The organism is Streptomyces sp. DF42, assembly GCF_058267695.1.
In genome coordinates, this window is record NZ_CM177859.1 from 39,811 (window position 1) to 60,078 (window position 20,268).

The following is a 20,268-nucleotide window of genomic DNA, read 5'->3' on the forward strand; positions in this document are numbered from 1 at the left end:
CGCCGGGCTGCAGCACGAGGCCATGCCGTCGTGACGCTGCCGCATCTCCTGCCCAGTCGCATGCTGTCGGCCTGCCTAAAGGAGCATTCGAGTGAAGGACCACTTTGTCCTCAGGGAAGTGCCGGCTGAGGAGCCGTCGCCCATCGGGACACCGCCAAGGCGGCCTCAGCTGTAGGAAAGTGGGCCGCAGCGGACAGGCCGAACCAGTACACGCGCGCCTGAAACCACCTGTTGGCGAGAGCGCTCCCTTCGGAGCAACATCGGGCCCAGATGGGGGCCTTCCCTGGTGCTCCAGGTGCCGGGCGCCGACCCCACGCCTAGCGTGTGGGCTAAACGGAAGCGGCCTGCGTAGCTCGGCGTGCCACCGTCCAGATGGGCTTCGGCGATGTGGTCGGCATGGGCAGTGCCGGTGCGCCATCGCTGCCCGTGCGCTCCTTTCCCACCCCCCTCCGGGAGTTCGGCATGTCCCGCATCACCATCAACGGCGTGACGGTGGACCCGCAGGCCCAGGCCGATGACCTGGCCACCGCATCGCTGGTGTCTGAGGACGCCTCCGCGTCCAACTACCTACTCGTCCAGACCACACACCCGCCCACAGCCGAGGAGAAGGAAGAACTCACGGCGCTCGGGGTGGTGATCCACGAATACATTCCGGACGACACCTATCTGTGTGGCTTCCGACCTGCAGATCTGGATGCCGTGCGCGCCCTGCCCTTCGTGGCCTGGGCGGACGTGTACTTCAAGGGCTTCAAGATCGCCCAGTCGCTTCGGTCGAAGCGGCTGCGCCCGGGGGTCGCCGTACTGTCCGACCCCATGGAGGCGGTGGGTTCTCGGACCCGGACCATCGACATCGTCCTGCATCAGGACGTCGAGGTGAGCTCGGACAGGCTACGGGACCGGCTCGCGGCGGCAGCTGGTGTCAGTCCCGGCGACGTCGAGCCCGACGGCGACAAGGTACGCGTGACGGTCCGTGAGGAGGACCTGCCCGCGCTCGCCGAGCTCGACGAGGTGAGGGAGATCGAGGAAGTCCCGGAGAGGGTGCTGTACAACACCGTCGCGGGGAACCTGATGCACGCCCACGTGTCCCTCAACGGCACGAAGTTCCGGGGCGAGGGCCAGATCGTGTGTGTCGCCGACACCGGGTTCGACAAGGGGTCCACCACCAATGTGCACCCTGCCTTCACCGGCCGGGTCAAGCGCCTGATCGCCCTGGGGCGTAAGAGCCCCGCGCGAACGGACGACCCCGATGGGCACGGCACCCACGTAGCGGGCTCCGTCCTCGGCGACGGGACGTCCGCTTCGATGGGCGGAGCCATCACCGGCACGGCACCCGAGGCGAGACTGGTCCTCCAGTCCACACTGGCCGAGGATGGTTCGCTGTCCGGCATCCCGCGGAACCTGCGTCACCTGTTCGAGCAGCCCTTCCTGGAGGACGGGGCACGGATCCACACCAACTCGTGGGGCCCGATTACCCCGGGCCTTCCGTACAACAAGAGCGCACGCGAGGTCGATCAGTTCGTCTGGGACAACAAGGACTTCGTCATCTGCTTCGCCGCGGGCAACGACGGTACGGACCGGGACGGTGATGGTCGTATCAACCTGAGGGCCGTCAGCGGGGAGACCGGGGCCAAGAACATCATCACCGTCGGCGCCAGCGAGGGCGACCGCCCCCAGATCCCCCACACCTATGACGCCCTGAGGCCGCTCTCCTACCCCGCCCCACCGATCCACGGCGACCGGATGGCGGACAACCCCGCTGGGATGGCGGCTTTCAGCAGCCGCGGCCCGACCCAGGAGGGGCGACTCAAGCCCGACGTGGTCGCCCCCGGCACGGCGATCCTTTCGACGCGCTCACGGATCGCGTCCGACGACGGTCTCTTTGGCGTCTCCGCAGATCCCGCATTCATGTTCGACAGCGGCACTAGCATGGCCACCCCGTTGGTCGCCGGCTGTGTGGCGGTGCTGCGCGAGACGCTGGTGAAGAACGGCACACCGAAGCCCAGTGCCGCGCTCATCAAGGCCATGCTGATTAACGGTGCCGATGAGCTCAAGGGCCAGTACCTCCCCTCCGAGGCGGGCCCCTCCCCCAACAACAGCTCGGGCTTCGGCATCGTCAACCTCCAGCGCGCCGTCGTCCTCCCGACCGATGCCGGCCAGGCGGGCTTCACCGACGCCAAGGAGCTCGACCAGGGAGAAGAGCGTGGGTTCAACATTACGATCCCCGAGGGCGCGCCCCGCACCCTGAAGGTCACACTCGTCTGGACGGACCCCCCTGGCCCGGCCTTGCAAAACGACCTTGACCTGATCGTCCGCGCAGGGGGTCAGGAACGCCACGGCAACATGGGCACGGATCCCGGGTTCGACCGCGTCAACAACGTCGAACAAGTGCACTGGGGGGAGATCCCCGCCGGGGAGGCCGAAGTCATCGTCAGTGCCTTTCGGATCACCCAGTTCACCCAGCCGTACGCCGTCGCGTGGCGCATCCTCTGACTCGCACCAGGGCACTGTCTCGGCCCATCGGGCCGAGACAGTGCCCTGCACGGAGCCGTGACTGGCTTCGTGACAGACGCGTCCGTTTTCTTACGTCGTCGACTGGGACCGCAGTAGCCCAGGTCGCGGTCGCGGCGCTGAGTATCACGGGAACTTCCAGGCCGCTGCTGTTACTTAAGAGACGCAGCGCTCTCGGGGATTGGGGCCACCTTCAAGCTCAAGTCCGGAATAGCCTGTCTCTAACGACCTCGTGCACGGTTGGCCGTGGCTCGGCGCTCCGGGGTTGGTCGCGTCCCGCGTCGTGGTGTAGAGGATCAAGGGTTGGGCGTTCCGGTACGAGGCTCCAGCCGATCTCGGCCGAGCCAGCGGTCCATGAGCCGTCCTGCTGGGGCGAGTTGAGCGCCCGGTCGTGCGGAGCCACCGCCGCCGACCTGCGGATTCCGGCGACTTGATCGGCTACACCACCCGGCGGGACACCATCCCGGGGTTCGTTGAACGGTGCATGGTGGGGGCTGGGACGCGTGGGTTGATCGTGGCGGAGTACCGGGTCACCGGGCTGTCGCGGGATGTGATCGGTGAACTCATTGCTGAGGTAGGGCCGTTGTGGCATCAGCAGCATCAGGGCCGGCTCACGGCGCGGCCCCGGCGGCGGGCTGTAGGAGCAGGGGCGAAGCACAAGTTCGTCTTTGTCGACCGACTGCTGGCCACGCTGGTGAGTCTGCGTCATGGCACCACTCATGACGTGCTGGCCTGATGGCGCGCGTGCCACAACGGGCCGATCTCAGCGACGAGTTCAGCAATCACATCGGCCGTCAGTCCCGTGATCCGACGATTGCTGATGATCACTGCGCGAGTTGCGTTCCCCACCACATGACCATGATCAACGATCACGAGCTCGACGTCTCACCGCCAACCATGCACGAGCTCGTTAGGCAGAAGACCTCAGTAGTGTAGCCAGCGTGGTCTCGTTGATCCCCAGATCCTTTACGACCTCGACCACGGTCTTGCCGGTCTCGGTGACGATCCGTACGGCCCCTCGCGGAACTCCGCAACGAACGTCCGTCGCTACTCTGCCGAGTCGCCCGAATCGTGGTCAGCGCACTGAACCCCGGGTAGTTGTGGTCAGGTCCAGTTCCAGTTCTGGGGCGCGTCCCCATGTCGTCCGTCCGGGAAGGTCGGGGAGTAGTAGTCCCAGACCAGCACGGGGTCCCCCTTCTGCGACGGGTCGGTGCCGCCGTAGTTCTGGGCGTCCATGAAGTTGAAGGTGCCGCCGGAGTCGGAGCCGCTCTGCAGTCGCGCCCACCCGTCGTAGTCACCGGAGAGCTGGTACCAGACCTGGTTCGCCTCAGGGTGTCCGTTGTTGGTGATGCAGTGCCACAGCTGGACCCGGTGTCCTTTGTAGTCGTTGGGGATGTTGTGGTAGGTGCCACCACTGATGTCCATGTCCAGGCACAGACCGCTGCGCTGGTTGGTGATGGTGAACGCGGGTACGCCACTGGGCGTGCTGACAGGGTGGAAGATCCACCCCTGCTGCGCCTGGTCGTTGCAGACCCACATCTGCACCTTGTCACCGTCCTTCGACGGATCCTGGTGCGGGTCGCCGGACGCATACGCGGCGTCCAGGCACATGTTGCCCGCGAAGGGTGTGTGAAGCTGCCAGTTTCCCGGGCGCGCGTGGGCCGTCCCCATGCCCACGTCGACCATGACCAGCACTGCCATCGCCGCCACGGCACTGAGCTTGACGGTCTTCTTCATCGTTTCCCCCTGTATCGGACAAGATCCTGTGATGGGAGTACGGCGAGTGGTGGTTCGCCTGGGCACACATGCGGTGCCACGCCCGGTACGTCCGGCCGGATCGCCCCTCCAATGCCCGGCCCGGCATCGGGTGGGGCATTGCTGAACCTACGGCGGATGAAGGGGGTGCGAAGGACGTGGTTGCACAGTGAGGCGGTCCTTCCGGTGCCAGACCGCACAGCGAGCCCCTTTGTCCGCTTGGCAGAGCTCCGGATACCCTCCGGCCGACGGATTCGGCAGTCTCTCGGGGGAGTGACATGCACGGTCATGATCCGACGGACACGGCGGCAGTTGGACGGGCTCGGCGGGCCGACGACGTGCTGGACATGCAGCGTGCAGCCCGAAAGGGCGGGACCGCGCTGCTGCTCCGCCGGCCGGCCAGCCGTACCGGGGCCGCTGTCCTCCTGGTGAACCGCTCGGGCGCCGTCGCCTCCCCGCCCCGCTGCCCCTCGGCAGGGCCGAGCACGATCTCGTACTGCACGGGATCCGGGAGGCCACCGCGCGAGGGCTCAGGTCCGTGACCATCGACGAGCAAGACCTCACGTGCGTCGTCCTTCCTTTCGACGGCCCATCAGGCGTCCGCGCCCTTTCTCGCGGCCGTGCTGCCACGGCCGATGCCACCCGGTCTGCCGGTCCTGCTCGCGGATACCGCATCCCGCCTGAGCCTCTGCTGGCATCTGGAGTACACCCGGCAGCAGCAGCGCCGGCTCCCGGACGCCGATGCGCGGATCCGGGAAGCCGTCCTGCACCTGCTGATGAACGGTCAGGTGACCACCACACGCCAGGTCGCGGGAGCGCTGCGGCCCGCGCTGCTCGACGTGGCGCGGATGGCACTGCACGATCCACGCGCGGTCGACCGCCTTGGCCCACGTGTCCGCGACCGCCCTGCGTACCGTGTGCGGTCCCTCGATGACGTACGCGTTGCGTCGAGCCCGCATCGTCCTCGAGTTACTTCGTTCCACCACCCACCTCTTCGGCAGAACGAAGCCTTTTGACGGGGTACGACCTTGATCGTGATGCCCAGGGTGTCCTGGGCCCAGGTGCTGAACTCTTCTCCGCCGTAGCCGTTGTCCGCCTCGTTCTGTGAAGCCGTTCCTCCGCTGTCGGTCTGCACAGCGAGCCTTGTTGTGCCCCTGCCAGCGCCTGCTTACTCTGCGACCGAACCGACTTGCGAGTCTCTCGGGGGGCGATATGCACGGTGATCTGCGTGCGGACACGGTGGCTGTCGGACGGATTCGACGGGCCGACGACGTGCTGGATATGCAGCGTGCGGCCCGCAAGGGCGGCACCAAGCCGGTGCTTCGCTGGCTGGCGGCCCGCACCGGCGCCACCGTCTTTCTGGTGGACTCTGCGGGTACTGCGGCCCACGCTCCCCTCGGCGACGCCGAGCATGGTCTCGCGCTGCGCGGTGCACGCGAGTTAACTGAGCGGCGGCTGGGGTCTGTTGCCATCGACCAGGACGGACTCACCTGCATCGTCCTTCCCCTCGACGGATCGCGGGGTGCCGCCGCGCCCCTTCTCGCTGCCGTTGTGCCCCGGCCGGCACCACCTGAACTGCCGCTCCTGCTTGCGGATGCCACATCCGTGCTGAGTCTGAGCTGGCTGGCGGAACACACTCGGCGCAAGCAGCGTCGGCTGAGGATCGCCGAAGCCGGGACGCGCGAAGCAGTCCTGCATTTGCTGCTGAACGGCCATACGTCCGCCGCGCGCCAGATCGCGGGGGCGCTGCGCCCGGCTCTGCACGCGATGGTGCGGGTGTACGTCATCGAGGGCCCGCCGAAGATTCGCGGCCAACTGGTCAGGGAACTCACCGATGTGGCCGAAGGCGCATGGATCGTGCCGTGCCCGGTGTACGCCGACCACCTCTTCATGCTTGTGCCCGGTGACGGCGCCCCGGCACCGGTCTGGCCCCCCGAGCTGGCGGCCGCCTGCTGGATCGGAGAGAGCAGTGCCGTGCCCCTGCGAGAAACCGCCACCGGCTACGCTCAGGCCTTCCACGCTCTCGCCGCAGCCCGCGGCCGCCCCGAACGACAGGCCTCGTTCGCGGCCAGCCCCGACCTGGCACTGACCATCGGGCCTGATGCGGCAACCTGGGCCGAGGCCTTCCTCTCACCGATCCGTACCCACCGCGCCAGGCGGGCCCAGGACCCCGACAGCGCGGAACTGCTGGCCACCGCCGCGTCATGGCTCAGCTTCCACTCCCGTGCGACGGCCCACCTGAATATTCACCGCAACACCCTGAGCGCGCGCCTGACATGCATCCAAGAACTGCTCGGCTTAGACCCGCATCGGCTCGCCGACCAAGCCGCACTGGCACTCGCTCTGCGCACCATCGCCGCACAGATCCTGCACCCGCCAGAGGGCGATGCCATACGGGCAAGGGAGACGTTGCCCACCTTGGACGAGCTCCTGTTGCTGCCCCGCGTCGGGGCGTGGGCCCAACAGCAGTTCCGTCCCGTCACCGCGCCCGACGTCCCGGCATGCATCGCGGAGACCCTCACCGCCTGGCTGCGCCTCGACGCACGCATCGGCCCCACTGCGACCGCACTGTCCATCTCGGCATCCGCCGTACGCAAGCGCCTGACACGTAGCGAAGCACTGCTCAAACGCTCGCTTCTGAGGTCCCCCAGCGCCACCCATGACCAATGGCTCGCACTACGCGCCCTCGACCTGGCCGAACCAAGCCACCCGTCACGACACGACTAACCCGCACCGTTAAGGATCTCTAGTGGCATCACCGCAGCGAGATCTCCTCCCCGATTGACTGCTCGCGGGCGGAGGCGACGACCAGGGCCGTGGCCGCGGCGTCCTGCGCTGCCACGCCGACCGACTTGTAGAGGGTGATCTGGTCCGGTGTGGTGCGCCCCGGTCTGCTGCCGGCGATGAGTTCGCCCAGTTCGGCGTGCACGTGATCGGCTGTGATGAGGCCGTCGCGAATCGGCATGAGCAGGTCATTGCTGCCCGCAGGAAGCGGGGCAAGCACGGCCTGGCGCGATTCGACGCACACCAGCGCCGTTGTGACCGTGGCGTCGTCGATCTCGCGGCCGGCCGGGTTGTATCCCACGGACGTGATGTGTACTCCGGGTGTAAGCCAGGAACGGCGGATCACTGGTTCGACTGCGTGCGTCGTCGCGGCGGCGATGTCCGCGCCGTCGAGCGCCGCAGCATAGCTGGACACGGCCTGGACTTCGCCCTCCAGTACGGCTGAGAGTTCCGCGGCCAGGACAGCGGCTTTCGCCGGATCCCGGCCCGCGACGCGGATCTGCTGGATCGGGCGGACCCGACAGATCGCGCGGGCGTGGGACCGGGCCTGCACTCCGGTGCCCAGCACTGCCAGCACGGTCGCGTCCTCGCGGGCCAGCAGTCGCGCCGACAACGCGGAGCAGGCGCCGGTGCGCGCTGCGGTGATGGCCGTACCGTCCAGCAGCGCAGTGGGCTCGCCGGTGTCCGGATCGAACGCCACGATCAGCGCCTGATGTGTAGGCAACCGTGCCCCGTCGTTGTGCGGGAAGAGTGACACCAGCTTGGTCATCAGCACCCCGGCCGACGGCAGGAAGCCCGGCATGGCCGCCAGGAATCCATCACGTTCGGGCACCTGGGCGGCGACGCGGTCCGGTACCGAGGCGCGGCCCGCACTGAGGTCTGCCATCGCCGGGGCCAGGGCATCGATCAGCGAGTCCACGTCGAGCAGGGCCTCGACCTGCGAGCGGCCCAGAACAAGCATGCGCCTCAACCTCCTGATGCCGGTCGTCCGGCCGACGACCGCACAGCCAAAGCGTCAACCGCACTCCCCCATTGCCCCGGCTACGACACGCCGTTGCTCGTGGGCATGCTCATCCGCACGCGCCTGACCACATCAGCGTGTACGCCGACAACATGCCGTGCTCTGGCCATGAGCGCGCCGCAGACCCACTGTTCGGCCCTGTGAACCGCACTCTCACCAGGTGGGGCTCGGTCCCTATCGGCTCGTGCCCGCTTCCGTGCGGGGTCGAGCCGAGCGGCACTGGCCGGATTGATGCTCAGGCACGTTCAGGTATGCGGCCCCTGCGGGTTCCCCGCCGACGGGGCCGGCCGCGCACCCGACCGGACGTGGTCCTGGCGGACAAGGCCTGTTCGTCCCGCGCGATCCGCGAACACCTGCGCCGACGCGGCAGCCGTGCCGTGATCCCTGTCCCGGCGGACCAACGCGGCCACCGACTGCGACGCGGCAGCCGAGGCGGCCGACCACCGGCCTTCGACCGCGAGACCTACAAACAGCGCAACACCGTCGAGCGGTGCATCAAGCGCCTCAAGCAGTGGCGAGGCGTCGCCACCCGCTACGAGAAGACAGCCACCATCTACCTGACCGGACTCCACATCGCAGGCATCTTCCTCTGGTCCGCCCGATGATCCAAACGAAACCGCCTAGGTGTCTGCCTCTCGCGCGTGACTGGCAAGTAGGGTCGGGGCCGGCCCTTGAAGGGTGTCGTTGACGGACTCGATCAGCTGCCGGACCTTTTCAACCATCGGTTCGCCGTAGCGGGCCTTCTCGTCCTTGCGGGACGGCCGCGGCGTCGTGATGCCGTACTCGCCCCGTAGCGTCTGGAAGGCTCGGCCCGTGAACCCCTTGTCTCAGGTCCGGAGGACGCCGTCGTGCTTGGCCGCTACGCCTGTATCGACTGGGCGACCGCGGCACAGAGCAGTTCGGAGTCGGTCGGGACGGGTGGTCTGCCCATCCGTCGCGGTCTTCCCAAGTCGTCGTCGATCTTTACGTACGGTGTGGTCGAGAGGGTGTTCAAGTCTTACGTCACAAGATGACCTTGAACACCCTCTGCCCGTCTGATGGAGAACTGGCTACGGAGTGATACTCAGGCCGCTGAAGCTGGCCGTACCCGAGATCTTGTTGTCATGGGAGGTGTGGAAGACGCCCGCGTCCTCGGTCGCGTTGGCCCCGGACAGGTTCACCGCCGAGCCGACCTGGGTGAAGGTGGTCCCGTTGGTGGAGTAGTACCCGCTGACCTGGCTGCCCGTGCGGGTGAGCCGCAACCAGACCGGTGCCTTCACGCCCGTGGTCTTCGCCTCGGAGTCGAGGTATCCGTCGCCGTTGGAGTCGTATTCGAGCAGGACTCCGTTGCTCGGCGTCACAGCCAGGACCGCGTACCCCGCTGAACTGCCCGGGGCCGTCATGTCGTTGCGGACCATGATCCCGGTCTTCGCCCAGGGGTTGGTGTTGTCCAATTGGTCCACCTTGACGGTCGCGGTGGTGCCGCTGCTGAACGACTGGCTCTGGTAGACGGCCCCGTACTCGTCGTCGTGCTGCGGCGTACCACCCCAGACGTCGGCCCCGGTGCCGGTGATCGCGATCTGGCTCTGGTGCTGGTCGAGGATGGCCGGGATGTTCGCGTATCCGGCGAACGGGGGCGTGGTGATGCTCAGGTTGCCGAAGGTGGCCGTGCCCGGGACGTTGACGTTGTGGGAGGTGTGGAAGACGCCCGCGTCCTCGGTCGTGTTGGCCCCGGACAGGTTCACCGCCGTGCCGACCTGGGTGAAGGTGGTCCCGTTGGTGGAGTAGTACCCGCTGACCTGGGTGCCCGTGCGGGTGAGCCGCAGCCAGACGGGGGCCTTGATGCCCGTGGTCTTCTTCTCGGAGTCGAGGTATCCGTCGCCGTTGGAGTCGTATTCGAGAACGACTCCGTTGCTGGGCGTCACGGCCATGACCGCGTACCCCGCTGAGGTGCCGGCACCGTCGATGCTGTTGCGCACCATGATGCCCGCTTTTGCCCAGGGGTTGGTGTTGTCCAACTGGCTCACCTTGGTGGTCACGGTGGTGCCGTTGGTGAACGCTTGGCTCTGGTAGACGGCCCCGTACTGGTCGTCGTGCTGTCCGCCGGCACCCCAGACGTCGGTCCCGGCTTCGGTGATCGCGAACTGGCCGTTCGCCTGGCTGAAGGTGGCCGGCGAGTTCACCGCGAAGGTGGAGTAGGGAGCGGTCACCGGGGACTTGAGGTACTGGTACGCGGGTTCCAGACCGGCCGCGTTCATGACCGTCTGCGCACCCGACGGCCAGACACCGTTGGCGACGGTCACCGTGCCGCTGACGGTGTCACCAAAGCCGTCGTTGGTGCTGATGTTGGCGTTGTCGATGTCCGTCCAGTTGTCGGTGGCGGTCAGGGCGCCGGTTTTGTGGGTTGAGCCGTTGTGGACGAAGAGCCACTGGCCGGTGTTGCGCACGACGTTGTTGGTGTTGGTGAAGTTCCGGGAGCCCTCGTCGTGGTAGAGGCCGTAGTACCTGTTGGTGTTGAGGCAGTAGTTCCCCGTGATGGTGCTGCCGGGCGAGGCCGACAGGGTGTACACGCAGCCGCCGTCGGCCATCTGCTGCATGATGTCGTGGATGTAGTTGCCCGTGACGGTGTTGTTCTGGGCCGTGGTGGGCGTCGAGTAGACGGGCTGGTAGTCGTACAGGCCGCGGTTCGCGTATTCCGGGCTGCCGCCCGGGTCGTTGGTACCCCAGCCGTAGCCGATGTTGATGGCGGAGTAGGGCACGTTGTACACCTCGTTGTGCGAGACGCTCGCGCCGTTGACGTAGGTGACCAGGAGGCCCGTCATGTCCCGGTAGTCGATCGCCACGTCGTGGATGACGTTGTCGCTCAGGGTGATGTTGTTGTTGGTCATCCGGCTGTCGCTGGGGTGGTGCGCGTCCGCCTGGACACCGCCGACGACGATGCCGCCGCCCGCGTCCTGGGCGAAGACGTTCCCGGTCGCGGTGATGGTGTCGGCACCGAGTCCGACGCCGGTGGCGTGCGCGTTGGCGTCCTGGCCGATGCCGAGGGCGAGTTGCCCGAGGTTGGTGAACCGGTTGCCGGTGAAGGTGATGTGGTCGGCGGCCGAGACCTGGACGGCGGCCGGCATCTGGTTCCAGTGCGGGCGGGTCGCCTCGAACAATTTACAGCCTGCACTGCAGGAGGTCAGCCGGTCCGACGGGGCGGACCAGGTGCCGGCCAGGTAGGTCCCGGTCTGCTGGGCGGCGTAGCCGTTGCTGCCGCTCGGGCCCAGCCAGCTGGTGCCCGAGAACTGCAGCCCGGCGAAGGTGATGTGGGTAGCGGGGGAGGCATAGCTTCCCCCGACGTCGATGAGCGACTGCAGCTTCGGCACCTCGACGTCCGCGGTGCTCATGCTCTGCCCCGGCAGCGGCTTGTAGTACAGGGTGCCGGTGTTGGTGTCGAGGTACCACTCGCCGGCGGTGTCGAGGAACTCATAGGCGTTCTCGATGTAGAGCGGGCCGGACCGGAGCGGGCGCTCCAGGGTGTCCCAGCCGAAGGTGTTGTTGGTCCATGCGGGCTGGGTCATGGTGATGGTGCCGTTGCTGATGCCGGACACCGGGGAGTAGCGGTCGGTCCAGGACGCGATGCTGTGGATCTCGGTCCGGCCGGGGTTCGCAAGGCTGTTGAGGTAGCTCAGCGCGCTGTTGGTGAACGTGTAGCCGCTCGTGGTCACGGTCAGGTCCGAGCGGTTGACCGTGGAGCGGGCCCGCTGCGCCAAGACGCCATCGACGTACAGCTGCCGGGTGTCGAACCCGGTCCCGACGTCGGCCTTCCAGATGTTCTTCGCCGAGTCCTGCAGGGTCCAGCCGGTGGCCTTTTGCGCTCCGGTGATGACGGGGTGCGCGCCCAGCGCGGCTTTCCAGTTCACCGTGTGGCCGCCGGTACCGGAGTCGGCGGAGGCGAAGGTCAGCGGAGCCGTCAGCCGGTAGGTGCCATCGGCGAGCACGACAGTGATGTCGCCCGTCATGGAGCCGTTGATGGCCTGCACATTGGCCTTGGCCTGGGTGAGGGAGCACGGCTGGCTGGCAGAACAGGCGGTGCCCGTGCCGTTCGGCGCCGCGTAGAGCGTCGTCATGGTCGCCGCCTGCGCCGTTCCGGCGGACGTGACTGCGGAGAGCAGGGCGCCGACGAGCGCCGTCGCCGCGGCCGCGGCGCGTATCCGCGGCCGGGGGCCGCGTGATGGGATCTTTCTTCGGAGTGAAAGCACGAGGGCTCCTTCGGTGATGCGCACCGTGCCTGGTCCCATCTCGGTCGCGATCCGGTGGACTTCGGCCGTGTTTCACCGGCGTTTCGCCGGGGCGGACGAACTTCATCATATGAATGACATAATCCGCAAGATGTATGCTGTGGCATTTACTGACCACAAGGAGCCGCACGTGCCCCGTACCCCGGCCAGTCGTCAACGACTGGCGCCTGAGCCCTCGGAGGGGTCGCTGGGAGCCGTTCCCCGACGGCAGACCGGCCGGCTCAGCGACACCGTGGTGACCTATCTCGTCGACCGGATCGTGGGCGGGGCCTATCCGCCGGAGTCCGCGCTGCCCATCGAGGCGGTGCTGTGCGAGGAGTTCGGCGTCAGTCGGACCGTCGTGCGCGAGTCGGTGAAGGTACTCGAAGAAAAAGGGCTGGTCAGGGCCGCGCCCGGGCGCGGCACACGGGTGCGCGAGCCGCAGGAGTGGAATCTTCTAGACCCTGTCGTCCTGGAGGCCCAGGTCCGTCACGACCGGACGCTGACGATCCTCGACCAGCTGGTCAGTGTACGGATCGCCCTGGAGGCCGAGATGGCCGCCGACGCGGCCGGCCGCATCACCGACCTCGAACTCGCCGGACTCGAGGAGCAGGTCACCGCGCTACGGGAGGCACTGGACGACCCGGTGCGCTACGCCGAGGAAGACGCCGCCTTCCACGAGGTTGTGCGCCAAGGAGTTGCACGAGGGCGGCGCCTGTAACTGCGATCTCATCGAGCCGTACGGGCCGCCCTTCGAACGGGACGGCTGCCGGCACGGCCCTTTGACCGCTCCCCGCCCCGGCGCCGGGCTCTGGTCGGGGGCGGCTGCTGGCCTGTCCGGGGCGTTGACACGGTGGTTGTGGCCGGATTTCGTCACCGGTGGGTCACAGGTCGGAGTGCGGGAGAACTGCCGGCTCCACGGTTCTGTCTGGTTCGACGAGGGCGGCGGGGAGCCGTGCTCCGGACAACTGGGACTCGGGGGACAGCATGCGGTACGTGAACGGAATGCGCGGTTCGGCGGTGGCGGTCGTCGTGGCTTCGGCGGCGCTGGCGGTGGCGGGATGCCAGCCCGGTGGGGGCGGCGCGGACACCGCAGACGGCGGCGTCACCCCGTCCGGGGCCGTCAGCTCAACGGCCTCCTCCTCCACGCCCGGCGCCCCGAAACCCGGCAGCTCCGCCTCCGGTTCCTCCACGCCCTCCGCCTCCGGTTCCTCCACGCCCTCCGCCTCCGCACCCGCTCCGGGCGGTTCGGCGGCGACCTGTTCCGCGGGCAGTCTGAAGGCGACCGCCCGTCAGGCCGACGTACGGCCGGCCGGTACAGGGACCGGGGCGGCCGTCGTCGAGTTCACCAACGTGTCGGCACGGACGTGCGTCCTCAAGGGGCACCCCACGGTGGCCGGCGCCGGGAACGGCTCTCCCGAGATGAACGTGCCGCTCGCCGTCAAGCCGACCGGAGCCGCGGCACCTGTGAAGGTGACCCCCGGCGGCAAGGCGTGGGTGAAGCTGACGTTCGTGCAGGTGCAGGGAGAGGGCGACGGGTACTGCGTGTCCGGTTCGGCGCCCGTGGTGTATCCCACCATGGTCGTCCGGCTGCCGGGGTCCGGGGCGCACCAGGTGGCCCTGGACGACGGGCAGTTCGCCGAGTGCGACGACACCGTGACCGTCACCGCCGTATCGGCGCTCAGGCCTTCTTGACCGATTCCGGTGCGGCAGCCGACGAGCGGTCCGGATGAGGTCTTCCGTGCGCGCTTTCGACCGGGCCGGTTTCCGGGACGCCGGGCGTCAGCCCACACAAACGGACCGCTTCGCTTTCTCGCCCACCGCGACCAGCACGGCGATGTAGAAGGCATCGCCGACTTTTGACTTCGGGAGTCACCCGCACGTCGAAGCGGACATGGGCGCTGGGGTGCAGCCGCCTACTGGTAGCAGCCCGCGGCGCACAGCACGGTGACGGTGCCGCCGGCCGCCGTGGAGGTGTGATGGGTGACGGCGTTGGGAGTCTTGCTGGTCTCCCATGGCATGGGGGCGGCCATGGCCTGCGCTCCGAGGGCAGAGAAGGCCGCGGTGGCCACGAAGATGACAGCCGGCGCACGCTTGTCCAGATGCATGTGAACTCCTTTACCGGCTGGCGGGCCGGCACTTGTCCCGGCGCCCGACGCTGGCTGCCAGTCTCACCATGCGCGTCGCTCCCAGCCAAGGTCCTCAGCCTGGGCGCCGGTGTTTCTCCCCACGATCACCGCGAGCGCGAGACCGCGTTCCGCACAGGCGTAACAACGGCCGTGCGACTCCCGAACCCCTCGACATTGATCAAAGGGCCGTACCACGCGTGATTCCCGAAGCCGTCGTCAAACGAGTCCCGTTGTCGCGTGCCCAGCCGTCTGAGCGGGTGACCGTTTCGCTTACAACGTGGTGTTCGATTGAGGTCGCGCCGTGCCGGCCCGGCGGGTTGACTGGTGGGTGATCACCTCTCGGCGCGCGGTCGGAGACCGGGCTGGCCACGGCGGAGTAGCTCTCGGCGAAGTACTCACGGCGGCCGATGTACCGCTGGAGGGGCCGCCACCGCTTATGTTCGGCGTTGGCGTGCTCGACGCAGATTCGCTCCGATGACTGCTGATGGCGGGCCGTGTCCCAGGCTGCGACGTCTTCTGGCGGCGCGTCCTTCCTCGGCTTGAGCAGTGGGGCCTGGACCTGGTCGGGGAACTGCTTGGCCAGTCCCCGGTAGCCCGCATCGACCTTGGCCTTGACCTGCGGGTACCGCTCGAACAGTTCACAGATCCCCTCGGTCTTCACAGCCGTCTGGTCGTGCATGCGACCGGGCCGGAACGCCCCGGCCCACAAGGTGCGGCCCTTCTCGTCGGTGACGACGGTGGTCTCCTTGGTGCTCTGCCGCATCTTCCCCGAGACGAACGCGCGGCGGCCGGGCTTGCTCCCCCGCGGACGACGCACCCGGACCTCCGTACCGTCCCGACGTAGCTCGACGCCCTCAGCCGCCGCATGGGCGAAGACATCCGCCGGCGTGCGAAGCCGCAGATCGGGACGGCCTGGCACGGCGAAGCCACGGGCAGCCAGCAGCGGGCGGACCTCGCGGACGGCCCGGGTGATCGTCCAGCGGTCCACGCCGTAGAGCACGGCCAGCGCCGCGTGTGGGAGTTGGCAGCGGAGGACGACCAAAGCAGCGATCACGCGGTCGGTGAACACCAATTGGGGACGGGGCCCTGCTCCAGCCGCGCGCCGGCGGTCGTGGACCCGGCGGTCGTGCAGTGGCCCCTCTTCCGAAGCCCTCCACCCGTCGGCCAACTCGGCGATCTGCGCGCCGAGTCGACGGCATTGGAGACCAGTGGAGATACGATGGGGCAAGGCCGCGCGGGCCAGGTATTGCGTCACAACAACACCCACTCGCGCGGCCTTCTCCACATCCCCGACTGCCGGAACCGGCACTACCGATGCTCGTCAGCCTTGCCGCCGCCGACGCCGCAGAGCACCAACGGTGCCGCTAAGGGCCACAAACAGCGAACCGCCCACCAGCCAAGGCAGGTTCGAGATGACAGACACGGGGTGGGACTCGAAGAACATCCGTGATGTTACTTCCCCGAGCAACCCGCCCGTCAGCGTGAGCCCCCAGAACATCAGGAGGATCGTCCAACCGTTCCGGGCACGCAGCCAGTCATCCACGCGGTCATCATGCGCCCAATCATCGTGGAGCGCATCCCATCGCTCACAAGCCAGCCCGCTGAAAGGCAATGACCGCCGGTACCAAGATCACGACACCCCGCCCACAATCGAGCACCACCTTGTTGGGGCGGCTGTCCTGTCTCGGAAGACCTGGCCCCCGTATCGGGCGAGCGGGTCCACGTCGCCTGCGGTCTCAGGCGACGTGGCGCTGCAGGTGGGCGGATTGGCATGGGTGGAGTACAGCTTGCCGCCGCGCACACGGTCAGGGCCGACCCCGGGCCGCGGCCGCCGGATGCGCAGGCCGAGCCACACGGGGCTGTCACCCGGGCCGGTCCTGGCGCCACGAGGAGCTACATCACCGTGTCGGTCTGCAGCGGGCCCGCGGTGATGCGCAGTTCACGGACGCGGACTGGCTCCTCGTCGGCGAGGTAGAAGATGTGCACAAACGGAGCGCGCACCGCGTGCTCCGGTTCGCTCTTCTTGGCCATGGTCGCTTCTCCGCGCAGGAGGCGGACGCCGTCGCCCGCGATCCAGAACTCCAGGACCTCATGGGTGATGATCAACGGCTCGTCGATCTTGACGAAGAACGCCTTGATGGCCTCGACGCCGTGGATGTGTGCGGTGCCGAAGAACATGTCGGTGTCCTCGGTCAGCGGCGCGAAACCCTCCCCGAACTCAAGTGTGTCGATGGCGTCCAAGAACTTCAGGACCCACTCGGGCGCAGTTATTGCCTGTGCTGTGTTCGCCATCGCCATCGCCTCCTGGTTGAGCCGCCGTCCACCGTAACCCGAGGGTTTGGCACGGCGCCGGACCAGATCGGTTGAGGCACCCCCATGTCCAAGCGCCGCGGCCGCCCAGGCACGATGGCGGGCCGTCAACGCACCCCACCTTGTCGCCCTGGTGAGGGCCGGAACCCACTTCGAACGCGGCGAACTCCTCGAACGCCCCGAGACACTCGCGGCATAAGATCAGGCCACCGTGACCGACGACGACACCTACGGCAGCGCGAATCCGTATTCCCAAGGCCACTACGACGGCGATGCCGTCCGCTCCCTGGACCTATCCGTGGCCTGACTCGCGGCGTCCAACTCGGCTCTGGGACATCGACGGAGAGTGACGGCGAAGGTGGCCGTACGTGGGGACATCTCAATGAGCGGTGTGGATCGTGAGGTGCAGGTCACGGGTCTGGTGTGAATGGCGAGTTGGGCCTCGTGCCGTTCGGCGGCCGATGACCATGGCATAGATCATCCTGCAGCCGGTGATCACCGCCGGATCGGCGTCAGGAGGGCCAGTCGTCGAGGCCGACGAACACCAGGTCGGCGATGGCGCCGAGGCCGGCCGCCCGCAGCTTGGCGGTGAGCTTGTCGTGGCGGCAGGCGGTGGTCTCCGACGTGCGTCCGAGCCGCACCGCAAGTGAGCACTCCCCGGTGCACCAGCCCGGATGGCCTCGACGCAAGGACATCGAGCATCAGGGCCGCACAGGACTCAACACAATGGGTCGGGAAAGGCGGATGAGAAAGGCAAGGCTGCATGTCCGTCGTACGCAGGGCTGGTCGCCCGGCATGCGCGCGACCACGGCCGGGCGCCGTCTCAAGTGCCGGCTTCGACGAAGCGCCTTTCGGCCAGTAGGTCCATCAGTACGAATGCGGCGAGGCCAGTTGTGTGCGCGTGCGCCGGGATGACGAGATCCGAGGTGATCGGCGTCTGGTTCTCGTCGGCCGCCGACGGCGCCGCGATGCGCACGGCCAGGAAGTGCGTGCCGCTGCGGATGTGCCGTTGGCGCACGGCGGTGCTGCCGTCCGAGTCGGGCGCGGCTGCGAGGACCAGAGTGATCACACCGTTGCGGGCGAGGACTTCGGCCGTCAGGCCCACCCGCGGTGCTCGGACGGCATCGAGCACGGCGACCCGGCGCCCCTTGCCGCGCAACCGGTCGGCCAGTGCGTGGGCGAGGGCCGATGTGTCCGCCTCCGGTGGTCCGGTGATCCATACGGTCACGCCGCAGCCGCACTGTTTACGAACTCGCATGATGGGTCAACCCCGTTTCAGGATAGGTGAGTCGGGATCTCCCGCGCCGAGGTTGCGGGCCATCGCCCACCAGAGCGCGCCGTAGCCGATCACGATGCCGGCGATGCACAGGGTGGCCCGCGGGGCGCTCATGGTCGTCGCGAGCCCGCCGGCGACGAGCTGGCTCGCGCCGAGGGAGAGGGTGGAGAACATGAAGTCGACGCTGAGGACGCGCCCGCGGATGCCGTCCGGGGTGGCCGACTGGAGGGCGAAGGACGACAGGGTGGAGTTCATGCTGCCGCCGACGTGGGCCGTCACGACCAGCAGGACGGCCAGCGGGAACCAGGTGACGGCGGCGAAGCCGGCGTAGGCGAGGCCGAAGGTGAGGGTCGCGGCCAGAGTGAGGAGGCGGATCCTGTCCTCCCGTCCCGACAGAAGCCGCCGCCCCAGCATGGGGCCGATCAGCGCGCCCACTCCTCTGGCGGCGTACAACAGGCCCACGCCGACGGCGCCCACGTGGAACACCGCGGCGCCCAGGGCGGGGAAGAGCGCGAGGGCCCCGTTGCCCAGCGCGGTTCCCGGCTTGGCCAGCAGCAGTGGGGCGATACGCCGGTCACGGCGCGCGAACGACGCCGTATCGCGCAGGTCGTCGCGCACCCTGCCGCGCGCCCTACGGTCCCGGCTGTCGCCGAAGGGCCGCCGTACCCGCCGGACCAGCATGGCGGAGACGCAGAAGGAGACCACGTCGAGGGCGAAACACCAGTCGGTGCCGATGGCCGAGGCGAGCAGTGCGCCGAGCGTGGCGCCCACAGCGAGCATGACGCCCCAGGCTCCGCCACTCAGCGCGTTGGCGGTCAACAGATCACTTCTCGGTACCAGGTTGGGGAGGGCGGCGTTCGCCGCGGGGCCGTAGAAGGCCTTGACACCCGCGACTCCGCCCAACGCGATCAAAGCGATCCAGGCGGTCGACTCCGACCGCACGAGGAACAGGGTGGCGATGAACCCGGCGGAGAGCAGATCACAGACGATCATCAGCCGGCGGCGGTCGACCCGGTCGACGACGACTCCTGCGTACGGCGAGAGCACGGCGATGACCAGCGTGTCGGCCGCGAGGACCAGCGCCCCCCACAGGGGGGTGCCGGTCAGCTGCTGCAGCAGGGTGAGCAGCGGGATCATCGCGAACCAGTCACCGCCGAGGCTGACCAGCTGGGAGAGGTGGACGCGCCGGAAGTCGGCTTCCTGTCGCAGCAGTTGCCCGGCCGATCTCGGCGGTGCCGGTGCGGCCGGTGCGTTGTCGGTGGCGCTACTGCCCGTCAGCACGCAGCGCCTCGCGCAGTTCGTCGGTCCTGCCCGCGAGGAGGAGGGCGAGGCGCTGCCGGTTGGGCTCGGGCAGTTGGTCGATCACCTGCTCGTCCACCCGGGCGAGGAAGCCGCGGCCGAGGTCCAGCGCAGTCGCCATCGCGTCATCGGTGTTCTCCACCATGGCGAGCGTTGCGATGCGCAGGTCGCCGAGGCACATGTCGCGCTCGTAGACGGGCAGCAGTTCGGGGGCACGCTCGCGGAGGATGTCCCCGGTGACCACCATCATGCGCATGCGGGCCGCGATGTTGTCGGGCTCGTACAAGCGCTGTGTGATGGAGCGTTCCCCGGCTTCGCGGATGCGCCAGTGGTAGACGACCTGCCCGACAACGTCCACCGACCGGGCCTCGATGTGGGCCCGGACGGTCACCGGCGCGTCCTCGTACTGGGCGAGCGAGAAGGTGAGTTCGTGGTCGTCCCAGAACGTTCGGCGAAACACCTTGTTCCAGATCATCCGGTCGAGGATGAGGTCCTGGTCGCGCGTGATGTGGGTACGGCGGCGGGGGCCGGCGAAGACGTCGGCGTAGCGCGGATGGCGGTGCGTCCCCGATGAGTCGAGGCGGCGTACGTCGCCGGAGGCGAAGTCGGAGCCGGTGGACTCCAGGGAGTCCACGAGCGCGCGGTAGGCCGTCGACGGTACGACGTCGTCGGAGTCGGCGAAGGCGAGGTAGGCGCCCGTCGCGCTCTCGGCGCCCGCGTTGCGGGCGGCGCTGAGACCGAGGTTGGCCTGGGTGAGGAGGGAGAACCGGTCGTCCTTGGCCACCCATGAGGAGGCGATCTGGGGGCTGCTGTCGGTCGAGCCGTCGTCGACCAGGATCACCTCGATGTCCTGGAGTTCCTGGGCGGCCAGGGACTCCAGGAGTTCGGGGAAGTACGGGGCGACGTTGTAGAAGGGCACGACGACGCTGAGAGTCGGCATGTGGG

Annotated in this window: 16 protein-coding genes and 4 pseudogenes; 7 read left to right on the plus strand and 13 right to left on the minus strand. The window is 68.1% G+C overall.

Going from position 1 to position 20,268, the window contains the following annotated elements:
* The first annotated feature begins 462 nt into the window (after positions 1 to 462).
* Both ACYUED_RS00210 and ACYUED_RS00215 read left to right on the plus strand, forming a co-directional pair.
* Positions 463 to 2,490 carry a S8 family serine peptidase gene (locus tag ACYUED_RS00210; RefSeq protein WP_491290298.1) on the plus strand — a complete coding sequence of 676 codons (2,028 nt, stop codon included), beginning with the start codon at positions 463 to 465 and terminating at the stop codon, positions 2,488 to 2,490.
* Between the two features lie 448 nt (positions 2,491 to 2,938).
* Positions 2,939 to 3,244 carry a hypothetical protein gene (locus ACYUED_RS00215; protein ID WP_491290299.1) on the plus strand — a complete coding sequence of 102 codons (306 nt, stop codon included), beginning with the start codon at positions 2,939 to 2,941 and terminating at the stop codon, positions 3,242 to 3,244.
* A 368-nt stretch (positions 3,245 to 3,612) separates the two neighbouring features.
* Here ACYUED_RS00215 and ACYUED_RS00220 read toward each other — a convergent pair whose 3' ends face one another.
* Both ACYUED_RS00220 and ACYUED_RS00225 read right to left on the minus strand, forming a co-directional pair.
* Positions 3,613 to 4,245 (minus strand): RICIN domain-containing protein, encoded by a 633-nt coding sequence (locus tag ACYUED_RS00220; protein ID WP_491290300.1) that lies wholly within the window; start codon positions 4,243 to 4,245, stop codon positions 3,613 to 3,615.
* A gap of 578 nt (positions 4,246 to 4,823) precedes the next feature.
* Positions 4,824 to 5,222, minus strand: a complete 399-nt coding sequence (locus ACYUED_RS00225) for a hypothetical protein (protein WP_491290301.1) — start codon at positions 5,220 to 5,222, stop codon at positions 4,824 to 4,826.
* Positions 5,223 to 5,475: 253 nt separating this feature from the next.
* Between ACYUED_RS00225 and ACYUED_RS00230 the strand changes: the two genes are divergently transcribed.
* Complete coding sequence (locus tag ACYUED_RS00230) at positions 5,476 to 6,990, plus strand: helix-turn-helix domain-containing protein (protein WP_491290302.1); 1,515 nt, start codon at positions 5,476 to 5,478, stop codon at positions 6,988 to 6,990.
* A gap of 28 nt (positions 6,991 to 7,018) precedes the next feature.
* Here ACYUED_RS00230 and ACYUED_RS00235 read toward each other — a convergent pair whose 3' ends face one another.
* Positions 7,019 to 8,008 (minus strand): ornithine cyclodeaminase family protein, encoded by a 990-nt coding sequence (locus tag ACYUED_RS00235; protein ID WP_491290303.1) that lies wholly within the window; start codon positions 8,006 to 8,008, stop codon positions 7,019 to 7,021.
* A gap of 311 nt (positions 8,009 to 8,319) precedes the next feature.
* Between ACYUED_RS00235 and ACYUED_RS00240 the strand changes: the two are divergent.
* Positions 8,320 to 8,673 (plus strand): annotated as a pseudogene (locus ACYUED_RS00240) (transposase); the annotation flags it as partial.
* A 263-nt stretch (positions 8,674 to 8,936) separates the two neighbouring features.
* On the opposite strand, the pseudogene ACYUED_RS00245 reads toward ACYUED_RS00240, so the two are convergent.
* Positions 8,937 to 9,062: pseudogene (locus ACYUED_RS00245) on the minus strand (IS982 family transposase); the annotation flags it as partial.
* 55 nt (positions 9,063 to 9,117) lie between these two features.
* Positions 9,118 to 12,291 carry a right-handed parallel beta-helix repeat-containing protein gene (locus ACYUED_RS00250; protein WP_491290304.1) on the minus strand — a complete coding sequence of 1,058 codons (3,174 nt, stop codon included), beginning with the start codon at positions 12,289 to 12,291 and terminating at the stop codon, positions 9,118 to 9,120.
* A gap of 169 nt (positions 12,292 to 12,460) precedes the next feature.
* Between ACYUED_RS00250 and ACYUED_RS00255 the strand changes: the two genes are divergently transcribed.
* Positions 12,461 to 13,030, plus strand: coding sequence for a FadR/GntR family transcriptional regulator (locus ACYUED_RS00255; protein ID WP_491290305.1), 570 nt, complete (start codon positions 12,461 to 12,463; stop codon positions 13,028 to 13,030).
* Positions 13,031 to 13,296: 266 nt separating this feature from the next.
* Positions 13,297 to 14,004, plus strand: a complete 708-nt coding sequence (locus ACYUED_RS00260; protein ID WP_491290306.1) for a DUF4232 domain-containing protein — start codon at positions 13,297 to 13,299, stop codon at positions 14,002 to 14,004.
* Positions 14,005 to 14,225: 221 nt separating this feature from the next.
* Here the strand turns inward: ACYUED_RS00260 and ACYUED_RS00265 are convergent, their stop codons facing one another.
* The 4 genes and pseudogenes from ACYUED_RS00265 to ACYUED_RS00280 all read right to left on the minus strand — a co-directional run bounded on the left by ACYUED_RS00265 (position 14,226) and on the right by ACYUED_RS00280 (position 16,730).
* On the minus strand, positions 14,226 to 14,417 hold the full coding sequence (locus ACYUED_RS00265; RefSeq protein WP_491290307.1) for a hypothetical protein: 192 nt from the start codon (positions 14,415 to 14,417) through the stop codon (positions 14,226 to 14,228).
* Positions 14,418 to 14,784: 367 nt separating this feature from the next.
* Positions 14,785 to 15,693, minus strand: a pseudogene (locus ACYUED_RS00270) (transposase); the annotation flags it as partial.
* Positions 15,694 to 15,759: 66 nt separating this feature from the next.
* Positions 15,760 to 15,981, minus strand: a complete 222-nt coding sequence (locus ACYUED_RS00275; protein WP_491290308.1) for a hypothetical protein — start codon at positions 15,979 to 15,981, stop codon at positions 15,760 to 15,762.
* A 350-nt stretch (positions 15,982 to 16,331) separates the two neighbouring features.
* Positions 16,332 to 16,730: a nuclear transport factor 2-like protein gene (locus ACYUED_RS00280; RefSeq protein WP_491290309.1), complete on the minus strand. Its 399-nt coding sequence runs from the start codon at positions 16,728 to 16,730 to the stop codon at positions 16,332 to 16,334.
* A gap of 52 nt (positions 16,731 to 16,782) precedes the next feature.
* Here ACYUED_RS00280 and ACYUED_RS00285 point away from each other — a divergent pair.
* A pseudogene (locus tag ACYUED_RS00285) lies at positions 16,783 to 16,947 on the plus strand (IS256 family transposase); the annotation flags it as partial.
* Positions 16,948 to 17,260: 313 nt separating this feature from the next.
* On the opposite strand, the gene ACYUED_RS00290 reads toward ACYUED_RS00285, so the two are convergent.
* The 4 genes from ACYUED_RS00290 to ACYUED_RS00305 form a co-directional block, all read right to left on the minus strand.
* Positions 17,261 to 17,389, minus strand: a complete 129-nt coding sequence (locus tag ACYUED_RS00290) for a hypothetical protein (protein ID WP_491290310.1) — start codon at positions 17,387 to 17,389, stop codon at positions 17,261 to 17,263.
* Between the two features lie 182 nt (positions 17,390 to 17,571).
* A complete protein-coding gene (locus ACYUED_RS00295; RefSeq protein WP_491290311.1) occupies positions 17,572 to 17,976 on the minus strand; it encodes a P-loop NTPase family protein in 405 nt (134 codons plus the stop codon).
* A gap of 36 nt (positions 17,977 to 18,012) precedes the next feature.
* Positions 18,013 to 19,305 (minus strand): MFS transporter, encoded by a 1,293-nt coding sequence (locus ACYUED_RS00300; protein WP_491290312.1) that lies wholly within the window; start codon positions 19,303 to 19,305, stop codon positions 18,013 to 18,015.
* Positions 19,289 to 20,263 (minus strand): glycosyltransferase, encoded by a 975-nt coding sequence (locus ACYUED_RS00305; protein WP_491290313.1) that lies wholly within the window; start codon positions 20,261 to 20,263, stop codon positions 19,289 to 19,291. The genes ACYUED_RS00300 and ACYUED_RS00305 overlap by 17 nt, the downstream gene beginning before the upstream one ends.
* Positions 20,264 to 20,268 lie beyond the last annotated feature (5 nt).

Coding starts and splice junctions, on each gene's coding strand:
- ACYUED_RS00210 (WP_491290298.1), top strand. CDS start 463: ATGTCCCGCATCACCATCAACGGCGTGACGGTGGACCCGCAGGCCCAG.
- ACYUED_RS00220 (WP_491290300.1), bottom strand. CDS start 4,245: ATGAAGAAGACCGTCAAGCTCAGTGCCGTGGCGGCGATGGCAGTGCTG.
- ACYUED_RS00225 (WP_491290301.1), bottom strand. CDS start 5,222: ATGCGGGCTCGACGCAACGCGTACGTCATCGAGGGACCGCACACGGTA.
- ACYUED_RS00230 (WP_491290302.1), top strand. CDS start 5,476: ATGCACGGTGATCTGCGTGCGGACACGGTGGCTGTCGGACGGATTCGA.
- ACYUED_RS00235 (WP_491290303.1), bottom strand. CDS start 8,008: ATGCTTGTTCTGGGCCGCTCGCAGGTCGAGGCCCTGCTCGACGTGGAC.
- ACYUED_RS00260 (WP_491290306.1), top strand. CDS start 13,297: ATGCGGTACGTGAACGGAATGCGCGGTTCGGCGGTGGCGGTCGTCGTG.
- ACYUED_RS00265 (WP_491290307.1), bottom strand. CDS start 14,417: ATGCATCTGGACAAGCGTGCGCCGGCTGTCATCTTCGTGGCCACCGCG.
- ACYUED_RS00280 (WP_491290309.1), bottom strand. CDS start 16,730: ATGGCGAACACAGCACAGGCAATAACTGCGCCCGAGTGGGTCCTGAAG.
- ACYUED_RS00305 (WP_491290313.1), bottom strand. CDS start 20,263: ATGCCGACTCTCAGCGTCGTCGTGCCCTTCTACAACGTCGCCCCGTAC.